This is a genomic window from Roseomonas sp. TF40, from assembly GCF_057219975.1.
This window is the reverse complement of sequence record NZ_JBXVVR010000007.1, coordinates 167220-186702: the sequence shown is the minus strand read 5'-3', so window position 1 is coordinate 186702 and position 19483 is coordinate 167220. Positions and strand designations below refer to the sequence as shown.

Genomic DNA, 19483 nt, shown 5'->3' with positions numbered 1-19483 from the left:
CGCCCTCAAGGATATTGCCATGACCGTCTTCACCCGCCGTCTGCTGCTCGGCACCCCGCTGCTGCTGGCCGCCACCCCCCTCGCCGCCAGCGAGATCGCCGCCGGCGAGCTGCGCATCGACCGCCCCTGGTCGCGCGCCGCCGGCGCCAACGCCAATGGCGCGGGCTTCATGACCATCCGCAACACCGGCAGCCAGCCGGACCGCCTGCTCTCCGCCAGCACGCCCGCCGCGCGCGTGGTGGAGCTGCACACGCATATCCGCGAGGGCGATGTGATGCGCATGCGCCCGGTCAACGACATCCCCGTGCCGCCCGGCCAGACCGTGCAGCTGCGCCCCGGCGGGCTGCATGTGATGCTGATCGGCCTGACCGGCCCGCTCAACCGCGGCGCCTCCGTGCCCCTGACGCTGCGCTTCGAGCGCGCGGGCGAGGTGCAGGTCATGCTGGCGATCGAGGCGGCGGGCAGCCCGGGCGGCCATCGGCATTGATCGCCGCCACGGGCAGGATCACGCGCCGGCCAGTGGCGCTGATGCAGAGCTCGGCCTCCAGCCCATAGACCTCGGCCATCAGCCGGGGCGTGAGCACCTCCTCCGGCGGGCCCAGCGCCACCAGGCGCCCGGCCTGCAGCACCGCGAGGCGATCCGCGAAGGCCGCGGCCGCGTTGAGGTCGTGGATCGCCACCACCACCACCAGCCCCTGCGCCCGCGCCAGGTCGCGCAGCAGGCCGAGCAGCGTGAACTGGTTGCGCAGATCGAGCGCGCTGGTCGGTTCATCCAGCAGCAGCGCCTGGGGTTCGGCGCAGAGCAGCTGCGCGAGAAACACCAGCTGGCGCTGCCCGCCCGACAGCTCGCCGAGCAGCCGCCCCGCCAGCCCCGCGAGGCCCAGCCGGTCGAGTGCCGCGATGGCGCGCGCCACCTCTTCCGGCGGCACGCGCATTCCCAGCGCGCCGAGCCGGCCGAGCAGCACCGTCTCCAGCACCGTCAGCGCGGCGCGCGCGCCATTGTCCTGCGGCATGAAGCCGATGCCGCGCGGCCCGATCCCCTGGCGTCGCACCTGCCCCTGATGCGCCAGCAACCCCGCCGCCGCGCGCAGCAGCGAGGATTTGCCCGACCCGTTCGGCCCGAGCAGCGCCAGCACCTCGCCGCCCCGTGCCGCCAGCGTCACGCCCTGCACCGCCGGGTGCGTGCCGTAGCGCACAGAGACGGCCTCCAGCTCCAGCCGCGCGCTCACCAATGCGACCGCCGGCTGGAGAGGATGAGCCAGGCGAAGAAGGGCACGCCGATCAGCGCCGTGACGATCCCGATAGGAAACAGCGCGCCGGGCGAGACCGTCTTGCTCGCCACCGAGGCGGCGGAGAGCAGCACCGCGCCGGCCAGCGCGGCACCGGGCAGCAGCACACGCTGATCCTCGCCCAGCAACATGCGCGCGACATGCGGCGCGACCAGGCCCACGAAGCCGATCGTGCCGACGAAGGCCACCGCCACGCCCGTCGCCACCGAAACGAACAGGAAGCCGCGCAGTCGCACCCCGCGCACCCGCACGCCCAGCGCCGCCGCGCGGTCATCGCCGAGCCGCAGCGCCGTGAGCTTCCACGCATCGCGCAGCAGCAGCGGCACCGCGATGGCCAGCACGCCCGCGATGATACCGAGCTTCGGCCAGGTCGCGCGTTGCAGGCTGCCGAAGAGCCAGAAGACGATCTGCTGCAACGCCTCGGGCGAGGCCATGAATTGCAGCAGCGCGAGCAGCGCCTGGAACAGGAACATCAGCGCGATGCCCGCCAGCACCAGCGTCTCCGGCGTGGCGCCGCGGATTCCGCCCAGCGCCCAGACGCCGGCACAGGCGAGCCCGGCGAAGAGAAAGGCCGCGAGCGGCACGGCCTGCCCCTCCGCCAGCGGCAGCGCCGCACCGAAGACGATGACCAGCGCCGCGCCGAATCCCGCACCGGCCGAGACGCCGAGCGTGTAGCTCGACGCCATCGGGTTGTTCAGGATGGTCTGCATCACCGCCCCCGTCAGGCCCAGCGCCGCGCCGACCAGCAGCGCCATGATCGCGACCGGCAGGCGGATGGCCCAGACGATGGCCTCCACCATCGGGTCCTGCCCCGCGCCGAGCACCGAGGCCGCGACGGTGCCGAGCGGCAGCATCGCCGGCCCCGTCGCGACATCGAGCAGGAAGCAGGCCGCGAGCACCGCCACGCCGGCGCCGAGCAGCGCCGCGCGCCGTGCGGCGAGCCGCGCCCAGCCGGCCTGGGCCTCGGCGGTCGCGCTCAGGCCCGCCACGGCAGCATCCAGGTGCCGGAGAAGGTGACGGGCAGGAAGCGCGCATGGAACTCCGCCAGCGCCGCCACCGGATCGGCATCCGCGAAGGCGCCGGGCCAGAGCCGCTTGGCGATGTAGAGTGTCGCGGTATCGTCGAAGATCGTGCGCGCCAGCCCATGCTCGATGGCGTGCAACTCGCCGCGCCGGATGGCGGACAGCGCCTGCCAGGCCGGCCGCGCGGCGTAGGGGGCGAGGGAGGCGCGCGTCACCTCCGGGGCCACGTCGTAGCCGGTGCGCACGGCGTTCGGGCGATTGACCCAGGAGGAGCCGGCGATGAAGACGAAATCCGGATTCGCCGCCAGCACCGTCTCCGCCGCCAGCGGACCCCAGGGGCCGGTCAGGCGCCCCTCGGCGATGTTCTCGGCGCCGATGGTGGTGGCGATCCTGCCCCACATCGTGCCGGCATAGCTGTTGCCGATCGTGCCCGCCCCGGCCTGGCCGAGCTCGAAATGCACCTTTGGCCTGGCCCCCGTTTGCACGCGGGCGATGCGCTCGAGCATCCCTTCCATGTTGCGCCGATAGCGTTCGGCCAGCGCCTCGGCGCGCTCGGGCGTGCCCATGGCGGCGCCGAGCGCGCGGGTGGAGGCGATGTGGCGCTCCAGCGTCTGCGCATTGTAGTCGATGACCAGGATCGGGATGCCCGCGGCCTCGATCTGCGCGCGAGCGGTCTCGGCTGCGACCCAGGACCAATAAGGCATGACGAGAAGATCGGGCCGCAGCGCGATCACCTTCTCGGCGCTGAAAGTGCCCTCATCCGTGCTGCCGACATCGGGCATGGCGCCGAGATTGGGGATGAGCGGCCGGTAGCGGGCGAAGATGGCCGGGCGCCAGCCTTCCCAGACGAAGCGGTTCATGCCGACCACGCGCTGCCAGCCCTCGACGCCGGCGATGGCGGTGAATTCCTCGTAGTTGAACATCACCACCACGCGGCGCGGCGGCGCGGCGAGGTGCACCTCGCGCCCCAGCGCATCGATGATCGGGCGGGACTGCGCGAGGGCAGGCAGCGGCAAGGCGCCAAGCGCAAGGCTGGCGAGCAAGGGACGACGCGAAAGAGCGGACATGACGGATTTCCTGAAAGGCGCCGATGAGGACGCCATGCTGACGCGCGCGCGCAGGCGCTGCCGCCCGCACGCGAAATCACCCGGCGCCGGTGGCGGCGCGCGGGTGTCGGCAGGTCAGGAAAGCTGGGGTGGGCCGGTGGGCTCGTAGGGCGGCGCGCGGGCGGAAAGCGGCGCGCCCGCGTGTTGCGGCAAAGGCGGGGGCGCAAGCCGGCGCAGGACGGGCAGCGGCAGGTCTGGCGGGGCCGGCAGGCTCGCCTGCGCCGCGCCGTGGCAGGCGATGCAGAAGCCCGCGGCGTCGTGCTCCGCGGGCGCCTCCTCGCGATCCGCGAGATCCATCGTCACCACGCCATCGGGCGTGCAGATCTCGACATGGAAGGGCTGGTGCGGTGCGGGGGCAGCGAGACGCAGGCAATGCGCCAGCGCCAGGCTGCTCTGCAGGCAGAGCACCAGGGCCAGCACAAGGCGAAGGGCGCGACGGGCCACCATGCCGAGCCTTGTAGGCCTATAGCCGCCCGGTCTGGAAGAGCTGCACGCGCAGCCCGCCATGCGGCACCGGCGCGCCGGGCGGCAGGAAGGGCAGGCCGCTGGCGTAGGCGAGCTTCGGCTCGCTCACCACCATCGCCACTCGCCAGCCGGCGAATCGGCTCAGCAGCGTCTGGCCCAGCGCGCGGTAGAGCGGCAGCAGCGCCTGGCGCTCGCCCAGCCGCGTGCCGTAGGGCGGGTTGAAGATCACGAGGCCCGGCGGGCCTTCCGGCGGGCTCGCGGCGCTGATCGGCGCCTGGGTGAAGGTGGTGGCCGCCGCCACGCCCGCCCGCTCGGCATTGGCCCTGCTCATGGCGATGGCGCCGGCATCGCGGTCACTGCCCGTCAGCGGCGGGGGTGGCGGCGCGGCGCGCTGCACCGCGCGCATCCGTGCCCAGGCCTCGGCATCGAAGGTGGCCAGATGCTCGAAGGCGAAGGCGCGCGATCGGCCGGGGTTCAGCCGCAGCGCGATCTCCGCCGCCTCGATCACGAAGGTGCCGGCGCCGCACATCGGGTCGAACAGCGGCATGGTGCCGTCATAGCCGGCCTGGCGCAGGAAGAGCGCGGCCATGGTCTCGCGCAGCGGCGCCGGATTCACCGCCTGCTTGTAGCCGCGCTTGTGCAGCGGCTCGCCCGAGGTATCGAGGCTGAGCGTGCAGATGTCCTTCTCCATCCGCGCCATGACCAGCACCGGCGCGTCCGGCGATTCCCGCGCGCCGAGGGTTTCCCGGATCGCGGTCGCCACGCGCTGCGCGACGGCATCCGAGTGATAGAGGCGCGAGCCCGCGCAGCTGGCCTCGACCCGGAAGGGCACGTCGCGCCGCAGCAGCCGGGCCCAGTCCACGCCGCGCGCGCGGTCATCGAGCTGCGCGAAATGCGTGGCGTGAAACTGCGCCACCCGCGCCAGCACGCGCCCCGCGCCGCGCAGCCAGAGATTGGCGCGCCAGGCGTCGGGCCAGCCGCCCTCGATGGTGACACCACCGGCCACGGCGCGGGCATGGCGGAAGCCCTTGCCGCGCACCTCCTCGAGCAGCACGGCCTCCAGCCCCGGGAAGGTGGCGAGGAAGATCTCGAAGGGCGTGTCGGTCGGGGCGTCTGGCACGGGTGCAACCTTGCCGGTCCGCGACGGCGAGAGGGGAGGGGGCGGCGCCCGCTTCTACCATCCCGCGCCGGCCGCCGCCACCAAGGCCCCCTTGTGCGGGTCTTGCAAGCGCATGCAAACTGCCGCGACGACAGGCACGGTTCGGGACCCTCTCATGCCCCAATGGCTCAAGCGCTCCATCGCGAGTGCGGACAAGGATGCCGCCCAGAGCGCGGTGCGCGCGACGGTGGAGGCGCTGCTGGCCGACATCGCCAAGCGCGGCGACGTCGCGGTGCGGGAGATGTCGGCCCGCTTCGACCATTGGGACCGCGCCGATTTCCGCCTGACCGATGCCGAGATCCGCGCCTGCATCGCCGAACTGCCGGCCCGCGCCCTCGACGATATCCGCTTCGCGCAGGAACAGGTGCGCAACTTCGCGCAACACCAGCGCGACTCGATGCGCGATGTGGAGGTCGAAACACTTCCCGGCGTCGTGCTCGGCCATAAGCACATCCCGGTGAATGCCGTGGGCTGCTACGTGCCCGGCGGCAAGTATCCGCTGCTGGCCTCGGCGCATATGTCGGTGGTGACGGCGAAGGTGGCGGGCGTGCCGCGCATCGCCACCTGCGCGCCCCCCTTCCAGGGCCGCCCCGCGCCCGCCATCGTCGCCGCGCAGCATCTTGCCGGCGCGGACGAGATCCGCGTGCTGGGCGGCGTGCAGGCGATCGGCGCCATGGCGCTGGGCACGGAGAGCATCGCCGCGGTGGACATGCTGGTGGGCCCCGGCAACGCCTATGTGGCGGAGGCGAAGCGCCAGCTCTATGGCCGCGTTGGCATCGATCTCTTCGCCGGGCCGACCGAGACGCTGATCATCGCGGATGAGACGGTGGATGGCGAGATCTGCGCCACCGATCTGCTCGGCCAGGCCGAGCACGGCCCGACCAGCCCGGCCATCCTGCTCACCACCAGCGCGAAGCTGGCGCGCGAGACGATGGCGGAGGTGGAGCGCCTGCTCGCCATCCTGCCGACCGGCGAGATCGCCCGCCAGGCCTGGAACGATTATGGCGAGGTCATCGTCTGCGAGGATCGCGCCGAGATGCTGCGCGAGGCCGACCGCATCGCCTCCGAGCATGTGCAGGTGATGACGGCGGACGATGACTTCTTCCTGCAGAACATGACGAACTACGGCGCGCTCTTCCTCGGCCCGCGCACCAATGTCAGCTACGGCGACAAGGTGATCGGCACCAACCACACCCTGCCGACGCTGGGCGCGGCGCGCTACACGGGTGGACTCTGGGTGGGCAAGTTCCTCAAGACCGTGACCTACCAACGGGTCCTGACGGATGCCGCGAGCGCGATGGTGGGCGCCTACTGCTCCCGCCTGTGCATGCTCGAGGGCTTTGTCGGCCATGCCGAGCAGGCGAATATCCGCCTGCGCCGCTATGGCGGGCGCAACGTGCCCTATGGCCAGGCGGCCGAGTGAGATGGAGCTTCCGCGCACCCCCTCCATGCGCCTCGATGGTCGCCGCGCGCTGGTGACCGGCGCGGGCCGCGGCATCGGCCTTGCCGCCGCCGCCGCGCTGGCGCAGGCGGGCGCCGAGGTTGTGCTCGCGGCGCGCTCGGCCGCGGAGATCGAGGCCGCGGCCGCGGCGATCCGCGAGGCCGGCGGCAAGGCCATCGCGCTGCCAATGGATGTGCTCGACATCGAAGACGCCACCGCGAAGATCGCGCAGGCGGGGCCGTTCCACGCGCTGGTGAACAATGCCGGCACCAACCGCCCCGCGACCTTCACCGAGGTGAGCGTCGCGGATTTCGACGCGGTGATGGCGCTCAACCTCCGCGCCGCCTTCTTCGTCGCGCAGGCCGTGGCGAAGGGCATGATCGCGGCGGGGATCGGGGGCTCGATCCTGCATCTCTCCTCGCAGATGGGCCATGTGGGCGGGCCACGGCGCTCGGTCTATTGCGCCTCGAAATGGGCGATGGAGGGCATGGCGCGGGCCATGGCGATCGATCTCGGGCCGCACCGGATCCGCGTGAACACGCTCTGCCCCACCTTCATCGAGACGCCGCTGACGCGCCCCTTCTTCGAGGACAAGGCCTTCCGCGACTTCGTGCTCGGCAAGATCAAGCTCGGCCGGCTCGGCCAGGTCGAGGATCTGATGGGCGCGATCACCTTCCTCTGCTCCGACGCGGCCGCCTTGATGACGGGCTCCTCGCTCCTCGTCGATGGCGGCTGGACGGCCGGATGAGCAGCGCGCGGCGCGGCCAGCGCTACGCCACGGCGGTGGATGTGGCGCGCCTCGCCGGCGTGTCGCAATCCGCCGTCAGCCGCGCCTTCACCCCCGGCGCGAGCATCGCGGCCGAGACCCGCGCGCGGGTGGAGGAAGCCGCGCGCAGCCTCGGCTACCGGCCCAACGCCATCGCGCGCAGCCTGACCACCAGCCGCAGCCGCATCATCGGTGTCGCCGCCGCCTATCTGCAGAATCATTTCTACCCGGAGGTGCTGGAGACGCTCTCGCGCGGCCTGCAGGCGCGCGGCTACCAGCTGCTGCTCTTCACGCCCGATGCCGGCCGCCATGCCGACCCGCAGCTGGAACAGGTGCTGGCCTGGCGGATCGACGGGCTGATCCTCGCCTCGTCCACCCTGTCCTCCGCGCTGGCCGAGCAATGCCGCGCGGCGGGCATTCCGGTGCTGCTGTTCAACCGCACGACGCGCGGCACGAATGTCTCCTCCGTCACCGGCGAGAACCTGCGCGGCGGGCGCATGATCGCGCAGTTCCTCGCCGCCGGCGGGCATCGGCGCATGGCCTTCCTCGCCGGCATCGAGAATTCCTCCACCAGCCGCGACCGCGAGCGCGGCTTCTTCGGCTGGCTCGCCGAGAACGGCTATCCGAAGCCGCTGCGCGAGGTGGGCCTCTACCGCTTCGACGCCGCCGCCGCGGCCGCGCGCCGCCTGCTCGACCGCCCCGACCGGCCGGAGGCGATCTTCTGCGGCAATGACCACATGGCGACTGCCGTGGCCGAGGTCGCGCGCCATGAATTCGGCCTGCGCATCCCGCGCGACCTCTCGCTGGTCGGCTTCGACGATACCGGCCCGGCGCGCTGGCCGAGCTTCTCGCTCACCTCCTTCTCGCAGCCCCTCCGGCCGATGGTCGATGCGGCCGTGACGCTGATCTGCGAGATGATCGAGAACCCCGAGGCGGCGACGCGCCATGAGGTGGTGCGGGGCGAACTGGTGGTGCGTGGCTCCGCCCGCATGCCGCCGGAAGGCTGCGTGAGCATCGACGGCCAGCTCGTCTGGCGCGCCCCCGAGCCCCAGTGACAAAGCCCGCTTGCCAGGATGGCGGCTCTGCCCCTAGGCTTGCATGCGTATTCAAGAATGGCGCGGCGCGAAGCCGACGCCGAGGGAAGGAGACACCGTTCATGGCGATTCGTCGTCGCGACTTCCTGGCCGCCGGCGCGGCCCTCGGCATGGCCGGTCCGGCCGCCGCCTCCGTCACCGCCACGCCCGGCCTGCGCCCGGGCAAGCCCTTCGCCGGCACGGAGCTGAAGGTGCTCTGCGTGGTGGCCAGCCAGTTCCGCGCGCATGAGGCGCGGCTTGCCGCCTTCACCGAGCAGACCGGCATCACCGCCAAGTACACCTTCATCCCCTTCGCCAGCATGCGGGAGGCGCTGACGGCGGAGATGGTGGGCGGCGGCGGCGACTACGACCTCGCCATCGCGATGGACCAGTGGGTGGCCTCCCTCAACAACCTCTTCGATCCGCTCGACGATGTGGTGCGCGCCAAGCAGATCCCGCTCGATCGCTGGCCGGAGGCGCATCTGCGCCAGGGGCGCGTCGGCGGCCGCCTGCTCGGCCTGCCGAGCCGCGGCCATGTGCAGCTGCTCTTCTACCGGCGTGACCTGTTCGAGAAGCACAACCTGACCCCGCCCGCGACCTGGGAGGGCCTGGTGGAGACCGCGCAGGCGATCCAGGCGCGTGAGCCGGGCATCGCCGGCGTCTCCGTGCCCTATGGGCGCGGCAACGGCCAGAACCTGATGGTGTGGTACAATTTCCTCTGGGGCCGCGGCGGGCAGCTCTTCGACGCGCAGGGCCAGCCCGCCTTCAACAACGCCGCCGGCCTGCAATCCGTGCAGGATTACGTGGATCTGCTGCGCCGCCATCGCGTGACCCCCGCCGGCGCGGTGAGCTTCGCCGAGCAGGATGCGGTGAACAGCATGGGCCAGGGCAATGCGGCGATGCTGCCGGTCTGGTGGTGGGTGCGCTCCACCCTGCTGAACCCGCAGGCAAGCCGGCTGACGGCGCCGCAGCTCGGCTTCGCGCCGATGCCGAGCTATGCGGGCCAGCCGCGCACCACCTTCACCAATACCTGGGTCTGGGGCATCCCGCGCCGTTCGCGCCGCAAGGAGGCCGCGGCCGAGCTGCTCGCCTGGATCGCGAACCCCGCGCTGGAGCGCGACATCCTGCTCGATCCGCGCGAGAGCGACGTGGTGGCGGTGATGCAGCCGAACCTGATGGATGAGGCGGTGAATGCGCGCTTCGGCGGCATGCACCGCTTCGCGGCGGAGGGCCTGCGCGCCACGCAGAGCATCACCTTCGGCCCCGAATGGCCGCAGATCAGCGAGGCGCTGGAGACGGCGATGAGCGAGGCCGCGACCGGGGCGAAGAGCGTGCCGGATGCCTTCAACGGCGCCGCCGCGCAGGTGCGCCGCATCGTCCGCCGCGGCTGATTGCGCATGCAGGACCGCCGGCTGAAATACCTGCTGATCCTGCCGGCGGCCCTGATTGTGCTGGGGACGACGATCTGGCCGCTGGCCGTCTCGCTCGTCACCAGCTTCCGCGACTGGCGGCTGACGCGCAGCCTGACGCCGGGGCCCTTCATCGGGGCGGAGCACTATGTCACCGCCCTGACCGACGATCCGGATTTCGCGAATGCGCTGCGGGTGACGGCGATCTTCGTCCTCATCGACGTCACCATCACCGTGCTTTCCGCACTCGGACTCGCGGTGCTGCTGCGCCGCGCGGGGGTGCTGCACAGCGCCACGCGCGCGGTGCTGATCCTGCCCTTCGCGGTCTCGCCCGCGCTGGTCGGCATCTCCTTCCGCTTCATGTTCAACGCCGAGATGGGCGTCTTCACCTGGCTGGCCGGCGCGGTGCTGCCTTTCCTGCGCGGCTTCGTCTGGCTGGCGGAGCCGGGCCCGGCCTTGCTGGTGCTGGTCTTCTCCGATGCCTGGCGCTGGGTGCCCTACATGACGCTGGTGGTGCTGGGTGGCATGGCCGCCCTGCCGAAGGAGCCGGAGGAGGCCGCGCGCATCGATGGCGCGAGCGAGTGGCAGGTCTTCCGCGACGTGACCCTGCCCGCGCTGCTGCCGGTGCTGGCGGTGGTGGCCATCCTGAAGACGGTCTTCGCGCTCAAGATGTTCGACCAGGTGGTGACGCTGACGGGGGGCGGGCCGGGGCAGGCCACGGTGACCCTCGCTTATCTCGTCTATTCCATCGCCTTCCGCTGGTACGACATGGGCTATGCGAGCGCCGTCGCCTGGATCCTGACCGCGATGCTGGTCTTCCTCGCGGTCTGGTACACGCGGCTCGTGCTGCGCAAGGCGAGCCCATGAGCCTGGATCGCGCCGCTGTCGCCCGCCGGCGCCGCCTGTTCTGGCGCGCGGTGGAATCCGCCATCCTGCTGCTGGTGCTGTTCCTGATCCTCTTCCCGATCCTGTGGATGGCGCTGACCGCCTTCAAGCGGCCGGTCGACCTGTTCGACCTGACGATCATCTTCACGCCCACGCTCGACAATTTCCGCGCCATCTTCGCGCATCCCTGGAATATCGGGCAGACGTTGCTGAACAGCACGATCGTGGCGGGCGTGACGGTGCTGATCGCCATCCCCTTCTCGACCCTGGCCGCCTATGCCTTCAGCCGTTTCGAGCTGCGCTTCAAGCACGCGCTGTTCTTCACCATCCTGGCCACGCAATTCGTCCCGGCCGTGGTGATCGTGCTGCCCTTCTACCTGCTGTTCCGCGATCTCGGCCTGCTCGACACGCATCTGGCGCTCATCGTCGTCAATCTCGCGATCGTCACGCCCTTCGCCGTGTGGATGCTCAAGGGGTTCCTGGATGCCGTGCCGACCGAATCCGAGGAGGCGGCGCTGGTGGATGGCGCGACCCGGCTGCGCGTGATCATCGACATCGTCGTGCCGATGGTCTGGCCCGGCGTGCTGGTCTCGGCCGTCTTCTGCTTCATCCTGACCTGGAACGAGTTCCTTTTCGCGCTGATCCTGACACGCGACGATGCGGTGACGCTGCCCGTCGGCATCACGCGCTTCCGCACCGAGCGCGGCGATCTGTGGGAGCTGATCGCCGCCGCCGGCATCCTGATCTCCATTCCGATGTTCCTGCTCGCCAGCGTCATCCAGCGCCACTTCGTGCGCGGCATGACCGGCGGCGCGGTGAAGTGAGGCGCCGATGGCCGATGTCGTCCTGCGGAATGTCAGCAAGAGCTGGGGCAGCTTCGTCGCCGTGCGCAACCAGTCGCTGGAGATCCGCGACGGCGAGTTCATGGTGCTGCTCGGCCCCTCGGGCTGCGGCAAGACCACGACGATGCGCATGATCGCGGGGCTGGAGGAACCCAGCAGCGGCGACATCCTCATCGGCGGCCAGCGCGTGAACGATCTGCCGCCGCGCGAGCGCGACATCGCCATGGTGTTCCAGTCCTATGGCCTCTATCCGCACATGACGGTGGGGGAGAATATCGGCTATCCGCTGAAGCTGCGCGGCATCAAGGGCGCGGAGCGCGAGGCGCGGGTGCGCGCGGCGGCGGCGAAGGTGGAACTCGAGCCGCTGCTGCATCGCCGGCCCAAGGAACTCTCCGGCGGGCAGCGCCAGCGCGTGGCGCTGGCCCGTGCCATCGTGCGCCGCCCGACGGTCTTCCTGATGGATGAGCCGCTGTCGAATCTCGACGCCAAGCTGCGCGTCTCGACACGGGCGGAGATCAAGCACCTGCAGCACGAGCTGGGTGTGACCACCGTCTATGTCACGCATGACCAGATCGAGGCGATGACGCTCGCGCATCGCGTCGCCGTGATGAACCATGGCGAGATCCGCCAATTGGCGACGCCGGAAGAGATCTACGACGCACCGGCGGATCTCTTCGTCGCCGGCTTCATCGGTTCGCCGCCCATGAACCTGCTGCGGGGCGACCATGCGGCGGGCGTCTTCACCGCCGCGGGCGGGCTGCGCGCCACGACGCATGTCACGCGCCATGCCGGCCCCGCCGTGCTCGGCATCCGGCCCGAGGACATCACCGTGCAGCCGGCCGGTGCGGGCGATGTGGACGCCACCATCTATGCCGTCGAACTCACCGGCGATGCGGTGCTGGTCACCGCCCTGATCGGCGAGGCGCGGATCATCGCCAAGGCCGATCGCGGCTGGCGGGCCGGGATCGGCAGCCGCATCGCGCTGCGCTTCGACGCCACCCGCCTGCATCTCTTCGACGCCGACACCACCCTGCGACTCCAGCCGGACGCCACGCCATGAGCCATCAGCGCCTGATCCGCTATGCGGACCTCATCCCCTGCCGCAACGCCTTCGTGGACAGCCGCTCGCCCGGCTCGGACGCGAAGGAGAATTTCACGCTGATCGGGCCCGGTGTCTCGGAGAATCCGAACCAGCATGTGCACATCCCCGAGGCGCATGGCTTCAACATCGGCGGCGCGCGCCAGCCGCCACGCTGCCTCAACAGCCAGCACAGCCATGAGACGGCGGAGGTCTTCGTCGCGCATACCGGCCGCTGGCGCATGATCTTCGGCGTCAACGCCGATGAGGGCGAGGCGCTGATGGGGCCGGGCGATGTCATCTCCATTCCCATCCACATGTTCCGCGGCTTCGAGAACATCGGCGAGGAGACGGGCTTCCTCTTCGCCGTGCTGGGTGGCGACAACCCGGGCAAGGTGACCTGGGCGCCGAAGGTGTTCGATCTCGCCGCGCATTACGGCCTGGTGCTGCTGGAAGGCGGCAAGCTCATCGATACGACGGTGGGTGAGCGCGTGCCGGAGGGCGCGGTGCGCCAGCGCGTGCCCGATGCGGCGGAGATCGCGCGCCTCGCCACGCCGCCGGCGGAGAAGCTGGCGGGCTGCGTGGTGAAGCCCGCGCAGTTCGTGGCGAATCCCGCCTCGCCACTCTCCGGGCCCGGTGTGACGGAGAGCGCCATCATCACGCCGCAGGCCACCGCCGATGGCTTCGCGCCCGGCCCGATCAGCGGCTGGTGGCCGCATGGCTTCAACCTCCGCGCGCTGACGATGCACTCGGGCGCCAGCGTGCCCGCGCATCAGCGCGACGAGGCGGAGGTCATCTTCGTCCATGCCGGCGTGCTCGCCGTGACGCTGCCGGAAGGCGAGGTGGTGATGGGGCCGGGCGATACGCTGACCGTGCCGATCGGCGCCACGCGCGCCTTCCGCGCCACCTCTTCCGCCACCATGGTCGCCTATGTGGTGCGGGGCGGCGATTCGCCGGCGCCGCCGCGCTTCGTCTGAAGGAGAAGGCGCATGGCGAGGATCCTCACCACCCATGTCGGCTCGCTGCCGCGCAGCCAGATCGTCGCGGATTTCCTCTTCGCGCGCGAACGTGAGGAGGCGCTCGACCCGGCCGCCTACGACGCCGCGATGCTGCACGCGACGCAGGACGTGCTGCGACGCCAGGCGGAGATCGGCATCGACATCCCCTCGGATGGCGAGACCTCCAAGATCTCCTACGCCACCTACATCAAGGACCGGCTCACCGGTTTCGCCGGCGACAGCCCGCGTCGCATGCCGGCGGATCTCGGCGATTATCCCGCCTATGCCCAGAAGATCGCCAAGGCGGGGGGCACGCCCACCTATCGGCGGCCGCGCTGCACGGGGCCGATCACGGTGAAGAGCATGGATCCGCTGGCGCATGACCTGCGCGTGATGCGCGGCGCGATGGCGGCGGCGGGCTATGCGCGCGGCTTCATGAACAGCGCCTCGCCTGGCGTCATCGCGCTGTTCCAGCCCTCCGACATCCATGCCGACATCGACGCCTATATGGAGGACCTCGCCGAGGGCATGCGGCATGAGTATGAGGGCATCGTCGCCGCCGGCCTGACCGTGCAGATCGATGCGCCGGATCTCGGCCTCGGGCGGCACATGCTCTACCCCGAGATGAGCGAGGCGGAGTTCCTGCGCCGTGCGGCGCGGCATGTGGAGATCCTCAACCACGCGCTGCGCAACATCGCCCCGTCAGATGTCCGGCTGCATATCTGCTGGGGCAATTACGAGGGCCCGCACACGCGCGACATTCCGCTGGCGCGCGTGCTGCCGGAATTGCGCAAGCTGCGCATCGGCGCGCTTCTCTTCGAGGCGTCGAATCCGCGCCACGCGCATGAGTGGACCGTGTGGCGGGAGAGCCCGCCGCCCGCGGATTGGGTGCTGATCCCCGGCTGCCTCGACAGCACGACGAATTTCGTCGAGCACCCGGAACTGGTCGCGCAGCGCATCGAGACCTTCGCGCGCATCGTCGGGCCGGAGCGCGTGATCGCCGGCACGGATTGCGGCTTCGGCACCTTCGCGGGCTATGGCGCGGTGCATGGCGACATCGCCTGGGCCAAGCTCGCCGCGCTGGTCGAGGGCGCGCGGATCGCCTCCGCCCGGCTCTGAGGGTTGCGCGCGGGTTCTCGCGCCCTCAGATGCAGGAGCGATGAGGACCACGCGCCTTGTGCTGACCATCCTGCTGCTGCTCTACCTGCTGCCGCTCGGCGTCTCGGCCGGGCTGCACCAGTGGCGCGGCGTCGGCGCGGGGTGGTGGCAGGCGGATCGCTCGAGCATCGGGCATCTGCCCCCGGCGGCGACGCATCATCCCGCCGTGCTGCGCGTCTTCGCCGCGCCCACCGTGCGCTGGCGCGGCATCTTCGCCGTGCATAGCTGGATCGTCTTCAAGCCGGAGGGCGCAGCGAACTATACGCGCTACGACTACACCGCCTGGGGCGACCCGATCCGCGTCAACGGCTTCGAGCCCGATGGGCGCTGGTTCGGCCGCGCGCCGGAGATCGTCTTCGCCGCCGATGGCGCGGCCGCTGCGGCGATGATCCCGCGCCTCGAGGCCGCGATCGCGGGCTATCCCTGGCCGAATCGTGGCGACTACCGCGCCTGGCCCGGCCCCAACTCCAACACCTTCGTCGCCGCGGTGCTGGAGGCGGTGCCGGAGGCCGGCGCGGTGCTGCCGCCCAACGCCATCGGCAAGGACTTCCCGCATGATGGGCGCTGGCTGCGCCGCACCGCCTCGGGCACCGGGATCCGGCTGACGCTGGGGGGCTATCTTGGCGTCACGCTGGGCTGGGTGGAGGGCATCGAGCTCAATCTCCTCGGCGGCGTGCTGGGGCTGGATCTGCGGCGGCCGGCGCTGAAGCTGCCGGGGCTGGGGCGGCTCGGGCTGAATGCGGCTTAGCTGCCCCCCTGGCGCAGCCCGCCACGCGCCGCCATCTTCACGAGGATCGATCCGCGAGACGGGAGCCCTGCGCATGAGCGAGTACACACCCCCCAAGGTCTGGAGCTGGAACAAGGCGAATGGCGGGCGCTTCGCCAACATCAACCGCCCCATCGCGGGGGCGACGCATGAGGCGGCGCTGCCGGTCGGGCGCCACCCGATGCAGCTCTACTCCCAGGGCACCCCGAACGGCGTGAAGGTGACGCTGATGCTGGAGGAGCTGCTGGCGCTGGGCCATAGCGGCGCCGAATACGACGCCTGGCTGATCCGCATCGGCGAGGGCGCGCAATTCAGCTCCGGCTTCGTCGAGATCAACCCGAACTCCAAGATCCCCGCACTGGTCGATCGTTCCGGGCCGACGCCGATCCGCGTCTTCGAATCGGGCGCGATTCTGATGCATCTCGCGGAGAAGTTCGGCGCCTTCCTGCCGAGCGGCGGGGCGGCGCGGGCGGAGTGCCTCTCCTGGCTGTTCTGGCAGATGGGCAGCGCCCCCTATGTCGGCGGTGGCTTCGGGCATTTCTACGCCTATGCGCCGAGCAAGATGGAATACCCGATCGACCGCTTCACCATGGAGACGAAGCGCCAGCTCGACGTGCTCGACCAGCGCCTGGCGCAGCATGAATTCATCGCGGGCAGCGACTACACCATCGCCGACATGGCGATCTGGCCCTGGTATGGCGGGCTGGTGAAGGGCTGGATGTATGGCGCGATGGAGTTCCTCGACGTGCAGTCCTACAGGCATGTCAATCGCTGGGCCGATGCGATCCATGCGCGCCCTGCCGCGGTGCGCGGGCGGATGGTGAACCGCACCCAGGGCGAGCTGTCGAGCCAGCTCTGGGAACGCCATGAGGCGAGCGATTTCGAGACGAGGACGCAGGACAAGGTGCAGGCGGGCGGCTGACGCGGCGGCGGCTTCAGCCGCGCGTCATCTCGGCGAAATGCGCCTGCATGCGCGCGGCATCGGGCTCGAGGCCGGTGAACAGGCGGAAGGCGCCGACCGCCTGGAAGACGGCCATGAAGCTGCCATCCAGCGTGCGGCAGCCGAGCGCCCGCGCGGCGCGCAGCAGCGCGGTCTCGAGCGGGAAGTAGATGATCTCCGCCACCCAGAGGCGGGGATGCAGCAGCGCCGTGTCGATGGGCGTGCCGGGCAGCTTCGTCATGCCGACCGGGGTGCAGTTCACCAGCCCATCGGCGCCGGCGATGGCGGCGGCGGGGTCGGCGCAGCGCGCCACGCGTGCCGCGCCATGGCGTGCGCCCAGCGCCGCGACCAGCGCCTCGGCGCGCGCCGTGTCGATGTCGTGCAGCAGCAGCCGCCCCACGCCCGCGGCGAGCAGCGCCTCCGCCACCGCGGCCCCGGCGCCGCCGGCGCCGAGCTGCAGCACCGTCCCGCGCGGCACGTCGCCGAGACCGCGCCGGAAGCCCTCCGCGAAGCCGGAACAATCGGTGTTGTGGCCGATGCGCCGGCCCGCGCGCAGCACCACCGTGTTCACCGCGCCCAGCGCCGCGGCTTCGGGCGCGATCTCCTGCAGCAGCGGCAGCACGGCCTGCTTGCAGGGATAGGTGATGTTGAGCCCGCCGAAGCCCAGGCGCTCCGCCGCGGTGAGCAATTCGGGCAGCGCATCGGGGCCGAGGCCGAGCGGGTCGAGGTCGATCTTGCGGTAGATCACCCGCAGGCCCTGCGCCGCGCCCTCGCGCTCATGCAGCGCGGGGGTCAGCGAGGCCTGGATCCCCTGGCCGATCAGCCCGAGCAGGAGGGAAGGGCGCTGCTCGACCGGCGTCATCCGGCGATCATCTCGCGCAGGCTGCGGATGGCGGTGGCGTAGCCGCGCGCGCCCAGGCCCGCGATCACCGCCGTCGCCACGCCCGAGACCAGCGAATGCTGGTGCAGCGGATCGCGGCGATGGATGTTGGAGATGTGCAGCTCGATGATCGGCACGCGCACCATGCGCAGCGCGTCGATCAGCGGGATGGAGCGGAAGCTGAGCCCGGCGGGGTTGATGACGATGCCATCGGCGTCGGTGTCGATCGCCTCATGGATCCACTCGATGAGCTGGCCTTCGTAGTTGGTCTGGCGGAAGACCAGCGTGGCACCCGTGGCGGCCTCGCGGCATAGCGCCTCGATCTCGGCCAGCGTGGTGTGGCCGTAGATCTCGGGCTCGCGCTTGCCGAGCCGGTCGAGATTGGGGCCGTTGAGGACATGCAGCGTGGTCATCGGCGTCACCCCTGGTAGCCCATCTGGCGCGGCAGCCACAGCACGAGGTCCGGCAGGAAGGTGATCGCCATCAGCGCCGCGAGCATCGCGAGCACGAAGGGCATGGTGTCGCGAACCACGGCGGTGAGCGGCGCGCCGGAGAGCTTGGCCACGATGAACAGCAGCAGCCCATAGGGCGGCGTGACCAGGCCGAGCATGATGTTCACCACGACGACGATGCCGAAATGCACCATGTCGATGCCCAGCGCCTGCGCGGTCGGCACCAGCACCGGCACGACGACGAGCAGGATGGTGCTGCCTTCCAGCAGGCAGCCCAGCACCAGCAGGATCAGGTTGACCACCAGCAGGAAGACCCAGGGCGACATCTCCCACCCGGCCAGGATGCCGCGCACGGTGTTGGGGATGTTCTCGCTGGTGATGACGTAGTTGAAGGCGAGCGCGCCGGCGATGAGCATGCCGATGGCGGCGGTCGCACGCGCGCTCTCCACCACCGCGCGCCAGGTCTGGCCGAGCGTGAGGCTGCGGTAGAAGACGGCGGCGATGAACCAGGCATAGGCGGCGGCGACGGCGGCGGCCTCGGTGGGCGTCATCACGCCGCCATAGATTCCGCCGAGCAGGATCACCGGCATGAGCAGCGCCGGGATGGCCTCCAGCGTCAGGCGCGGGAATTCGCGCAGCGGCACGCGCTCGGCGACGGGGAAGTCGTGGCGGTGCGCCATCCAGCTGTTGATGCCCATCTGCGCCGCGGCCATCAGCAGGCCCGGGACGACGCCGGCGAGAAAGAGGAAGCCGATGGAGGCGTCCGCCACCAGCGCGTAGAGCACCAGGGGAATCGAGGGCGGGATAATCGGCCCGATCACGGCGGTGACGGCGGTAAGGGCCGCGGCGTAGCTCGGCGTGTAGGTGCCGCCGCGCACCATCATGTCGATCTGCACCTTGCCGCTGCCGGCCGCATCAGCGACCGCCGAGCCCGACATGCCGGCGAAGATCACGCTCTGCACCACGTTCACATGGCCGAGCCCGCCGCGGAATCGCCCGACGAGCAGGTTGCAGAAGCGCAGCAGACGGTCGGTCAGGCTGCCGGCATTCATCAGCCCGGCGGAGAAGATGAAGAGCGGCACGGCAAGCAGCACATAGCTGCCGTTCAGCCCGTTCAGCACCTGCTCGGCCGCGATCGACATGTCCTGCCCGGACAGGCCGAGATAGATGATGCTGGCCATGATCATGGTCAGCCCGATCGGCAGGCCCATCAGCGACAGGCCGATCAGGGCGATGAGCGAGAGGGCGAAGGGGCTCACGCGCGCTGTCCGCGGATGCAGCGCCAGGCCATCGCGGCGTGGCGGATGATCATCGCCACCGCGAAGACCAGGTAGACCGAGTAGAGGATGTCGAAGCGGATGCCGAGATAGGCGCTGCGCTCCACCTTCATGAAGGTGACGTAGTCCACCATCGCCGGCAGCGACCAGGTGAAGACCGCCACGACCGCAAGGCTGGTCAGCGTGTCGCAGATCCGCCGCAGGCGCGGCGCCATCAGCCCGTAGATGACGTCGAAGCGGATCTCTTCCTCATCGCGCAGCACGAGCCCCGCACCCCAGAGGATGCCCCAGACCCAGGCGAGGGTGGACAGCTCCGCCGTCCAGCTCAGCGGCGCGTTGAAGACGTAGCGCGTGACGATCTGCAGCATGAAGGCGATGAACATCGCCACCAGCAGCGCGGAGAGCACATCCTCCGCGCGCCGGCCGAACCAGGCGGCGAGGGGGCCGAGACCCTTCATGGCAAGGCCACCCGCCGGT

21 protein-coding genes are annotated in these 19483 nt (G+C 70.7%); 12 read left to right on the top strand and 9 right to left on the bottom strand.

Annotated elements, in window-relative coordinates:
- Nucleotides 1-19 precede the first annotated feature (19 nt).
- On the top strand, nt 20-487 hold the full coding sequence (locus AC2D9U_RS19400) for a copper chaperone PCu(A)C (RefSeq protein ID WP_484751950.1): 468 nt from the start codon (nt 20-22) through the stop codon (nt 485-487).
- On the opposite strand, the gene AC2D9U_RS19395 is transcribed toward AC2D9U_RS19400, so the two are convergent.
- The 5 genes from AC2D9U_RS19395 to AC2D9U_RS19375 all read right to left on the bottom strand — a co-directional run bounded on the left by AC2D9U_RS19395 (nt 438) and on the right by AC2D9U_RS19375 (nt 5002).
- Nucleotides 438-1229, bottom strand: a complete 792-nt coding sequence (locus tag AC2D9U_RS19395; RefSeq protein ID WP_484751948.1) for an ABC transporter ATP-binding protein — start codon at nt 1227-1229, stop codon at nt 438-440. The genes AC2D9U_RS19400 and AC2D9U_RS19395 overlap by 50 nt on opposite strands.
- On the bottom strand, nt 1226-2278 hold the full coding sequence (locus tag AC2D9U_RS19390; protein WP_484751946.1) for a FecCD family ABC transporter permease: 1053 nt from the start codon (nt 2276-2278) through the stop codon (nt 1226-1228). Before AC2D9U_RS19390 ends, AC2D9U_RS19395 begins: the two co-directional genes overlap by 4 nt.
- Nucleotides 2266-3378: an ABC transporter substrate-binding protein gene (locus AC2D9U_RS19385; protein ID WP_484751943.1), complete on the bottom strand. Its 1113-nt coding sequence runs from the start codon at nt 3376-3378 to the stop codon at nt 2266-2268. Before AC2D9U_RS19385 ends, AC2D9U_RS19390 begins: the two co-directional genes overlap by 13 nt.
- Nucleotides 3379-3492: 114 nt before the next feature.
- Nucleotides 3493-3864 carry a hypothetical protein gene (locus AC2D9U_RS19380; RefSeq protein WP_484751940.1) on the bottom strand — a complete coding sequence of 124 codons (372 nt, stop codon included), beginning with the start codon at nt 3862-3864 and terminating at the stop codon, nt 3493-3495.
- A 16-nt stretch (nt 3865-3880) separates the two neighbouring features.
- Nucleotides 3881-5002: a THUMP domain-containing class I SAM-dependent RNA methyltransferase gene (locus tag AC2D9U_RS19375; RefSeq protein ID WP_484751938.1), complete on the bottom strand. Its 1122-nt coding sequence runs from the start codon at nt 5000-5002 to the stop codon at nt 3881-3883.
- A 154-nt stretch (nt 5003-5156) separates the two neighbouring features.
- Between AC2D9U_RS19375 and hisD the strand changes: the two genes are divergently transcribed.
- The 11 genes from hisD to yghU all read left to right on the top strand — a co-directional run bounded on the left by hisD (nt 5157) and on the right by yghU (nt 16379).
- Entirely contained in the window at nt 5157-6464 is a 1308-nt protein-coding gene (gene hisD / locus AC2D9U_RS19370; RefSeq protein ID WP_484751935.1) for a histidinol dehydrogenase, read from the top strand.
- A 1-nt stretch (nt 6465) separates the two neighbouring features.
- Nucleotides 6466-7230: an SDR family NAD(P)-dependent oxidoreductase gene (locus AC2D9U_RS19365; protein ID WP_484751933.1), complete on the top strand. Its 765-nt coding sequence runs from the start codon at nt 6466-6468 to the stop codon at nt 7228-7230.
- Nucleotides 7227-8303, top strand: coding sequence for a LacI family DNA-binding transcriptional regulator (locus AC2D9U_RS19360; RefSeq protein WP_484751931.1), 1077 nt, complete (start codon nt 7227-7229; stop codon nt 8301-8303). The genes AC2D9U_RS19365 and AC2D9U_RS19360 overlap by 4 nt, the downstream gene beginning before the upstream one ends.
- A gap of 101 nt (nt 8304-8404) precedes the next feature.
- On the top strand, nt 8405-9712 hold the full coding sequence (locus tag AC2D9U_RS19355) for an ABC transporter substrate-binding protein (RefSeq protein ID WP_484751928.1): 1308 nt from the start codon (nt 8405-8407) through the stop codon (nt 9710-9712).
- A gap of 6 nt (nt 9713-9718) precedes the next feature.
- Nucleotides 9719-10597 (top strand): carbohydrate ABC transporter permease, encoded by an 879-nt coding sequence (locus AC2D9U_RS19350; RefSeq protein ID WP_484751925.1) that lies wholly within the window; start codon nt 9719-9721, stop codon nt 10595-10597.
- Complete coding sequence (locus tag AC2D9U_RS19345; RefSeq protein WP_484751921.1) at nt 10594-11439, top strand: carbohydrate ABC transporter permease; 846 nt, start codon at nt 10594-10596, stop codon at nt 11437-11439. The genes AC2D9U_RS19350 and AC2D9U_RS19345 overlap by 4 nt, the downstream gene beginning before the upstream one ends.
- 7 nt (nt 11440-11446) lie before the next feature.
- Complete coding sequence (locus tag AC2D9U_RS19340) at nt 11447-12517, top strand: ABC transporter ATP-binding protein (RefSeq protein ID WP_484751919.1); 1071 nt, start codon at nt 11447-11449, stop codon at nt 12515-12517.
- Nucleotides 12514-13512 (top strand): cupin domain-containing protein, encoded by a 999-nt coding sequence (locus tag AC2D9U_RS19335; RefSeq protein WP_484751917.1) that lies wholly within the window; start codon nt 12514-12516, stop codon nt 13510-13512. Before AC2D9U_RS19340 ends, AC2D9U_RS19335 begins: the two co-directional genes overlap by 4 nt.
- 12 nt (nt 13513-13524) lie before the next feature.
- Nucleotides 13525-14652 (top strand): cobalamin-independent methionine synthase II family protein, encoded by a 1128-nt coding sequence (locus AC2D9U_RS19330; protein WP_484751915.1) that lies wholly within the window; start codon nt 13525-13527, stop codon nt 14650-14652.
- 40 nt (nt 14653-14692) lie between these two features.
- Nucleotides 14693-15439 carry a DUF3750 domain-containing protein gene (locus AC2D9U_RS19325; protein ID WP_484751913.1) on the top strand — a complete coding sequence of 249 codons (747 nt, stop codon included), beginning with the start codon at nt 14693-14695 and terminating at the stop codon, nt 15437-15439.
- A gap of 73 nt (nt 15440-15512) precedes the next feature.
- The gene (gene yghU / locus AC2D9U_RS19320) at nt 15513-16379 is read left to right on the top strand and encodes a glutathione-dependent disulfide-bond oxidoreductase (RefSeq protein ID WP_484751911.1); all 867 of its coding nucleotides are present in this window, start codon (nt 15513-15515) and stop codon (nt 16377-16379) included.
- 13 nt (nt 16380-16392) lie between these two features.
- Here yghU and AC2D9U_RS19315 read toward each other — a convergent pair whose 3' ends face one another.
- Genes AC2D9U_RS19315 through AC2D9U_RS19300 form a run of 4 tightly spaced genes read right to left on the bottom strand, consistent with a single transcriptional unit; the run spans nt 16393 to nt 19464 of the window.
- Complete coding sequence (locus tag AC2D9U_RS19315) at nt 16393-17259, bottom strand: shikimate dehydrogenase (RefSeq protein ID WP_484751909.1); 867 nt, start codon at nt 17257-17259, stop codon at nt 16393-16395.
- Nucleotides 17256-17690, bottom strand: coding sequence for a type II 3-dehydroquinate dehydratase (locus tag AC2D9U_RS19310; RefSeq protein ID WP_484751907.1), 435 nt, complete (start codon nt 17688-17690; stop codon nt 17256-17258). Before AC2D9U_RS19310 ends, AC2D9U_RS19315 begins: the two co-directional genes overlap by 4 nt.
- A gap of 5 nt (nt 17691-17695) precedes the next feature.
- Nucleotides 17696-18988 (bottom strand): TRAP transporter large permease, encoded by a 1293-nt coding sequence (locus tag AC2D9U_RS19305; RefSeq protein ID WP_484751905.1) that lies wholly within the window; start codon nt 18986-18988, stop codon nt 17696-17698.
- On the bottom strand, nt 18985-19464 hold the full coding sequence (locus tag AC2D9U_RS19300) for a TRAP transporter small permease (protein WP_484751902.1): 480 nt from the start codon (nt 19462-19464) through the stop codon (nt 18985-18987). The genes AC2D9U_RS19305 and AC2D9U_RS19300 overlap by 4 nt, the downstream gene beginning before the upstream one ends.
- Nucleotides 19465-19483: the final 19 nt, after the last annotated feature.

What these genes read in the sequence shown, in the direction of transcription:
- AC2D9U_RS19400 (WP_484751950.1), top strand. Translation starts at nt 20, where the DNA reads ATGACCGTCTTCACCCGCCGTCTGCTGCTCGGCACCCCGCTGCTGCTG.
- AC2D9U_RS19385 (WP_484751943.1), bottom strand. Translation starts at nt 3,378, where the DNA reads ATGTCCGCTCTTTCGCGTCGTCCCTTGCTCGCCAGCCTTGCGCTTGGC.
- AC2D9U_RS19380 (WP_484751940.1), bottom strand. Translation starts at nt 3,864, where the DNA reads ATGGTGGCCCGTCGCGCCCTTCGCCTTGTGCTGGCCCTGGTGCTCTGC.
- hisD (WP_484751935.1), top strand. Translation starts at nt 5,157, where the DNA reads ATGCCCCAATGGCTCAAGCGCTCCATCGCGAGTGCGGACAAGGATGCC.
- AC2D9U_RS19365 (WP_484751933.1), top strand. Translation starts at nt 6,466, where the DNA reads ATGGAGCTTCCGCGCACCCCCTCCATGCGCCTCGATGGTCGCCGCGCG.
- AC2D9U_RS19360 (WP_484751931.1), top strand. Translation starts at nt 7,227, where the DNA reads ATGAGCAGCGCGCGGCGCGGCCAGCGCTACGCCACGGCGGTGGATGTG.
- AC2D9U_RS19355 (WP_484751928.1), top strand. Translation starts at nt 8,405, where the DNA reads ATGGCGATTCGTCGTCGCGACTTCCTGGCCGCCGGCGCGGCCCTCGGC.
- AC2D9U_RS19350 (WP_484751925.1), top strand. Translation starts at nt 9,719, where the DNA reads ATGCAGGACCGCCGGCTGAAATACCTGCTGATCCTGCCGGCGGCCCTG.
- AC2D9U_RS19345 (WP_484751921.1), top strand. Translation starts at nt 10,594, where the DNA reads ATGAGCCTGGATCGCGCCGCTGTCGCCCGCCGGCGCCGCCTGTTCTGG.
- AC2D9U_RS19340 (WP_484751919.1), top strand. Translation starts at nt 11,447, where the DNA reads ATGGCCGATGTCGTCCTGCGGAATGTCAGCAAGAGCTGGGGCAGCTTC.
- AC2D9U_RS19335 (WP_484751917.1), top strand. Translation starts at nt 12,514, where the DNA reads ATGAGCCATCAGCGCCTGATCCGCTATGCGGACCTCATCCCCTGCCGC.
- AC2D9U_RS19330 (WP_484751915.1), top strand. Translation starts at nt 13,525, where the DNA reads ATGGCGAGGATCCTCACCACCCATGTCGGCTCGCTGCCGCGCAGCCAG.
- AC2D9U_RS19325 (WP_484751913.1), top strand. Translation starts at nt 14,693, where the DNA reads ATGAGGACCACGCGCCTTGTGCTGACCATCCTGCTGCTGCTCTACCTG.
- yghU (WP_484751911.1), top strand. Translation starts at nt 15,513, where the DNA reads ATGAGCGAGTACACACCCCCCAAGGTCTGGAGCTGGAACAAGGCGAAT.
- AC2D9U_RS19315 (WP_484751909.1), bottom strand. Translation starts at nt 17,259, where the DNA reads ATGACGCCGGTCGAGCAGCGCCCTTCCCTCCTGCTCGGGCTGATCGGC.
- AC2D9U_RS19310 (WP_484751907.1), bottom strand. Translation starts at nt 17,690, where the DNA reads ATGACCACGCTGCATGTCCTCAACGGCCCCAATCTCGACCGGCTCGGC.
- AC2D9U_RS19300 (WP_484751902.1), bottom strand. Translation starts at nt 19,464, where the DNA reads ATGAAGGGTCTCGGCCCCCTCGCCGCCTGGTTCGGCCGGCGCGCGGAG.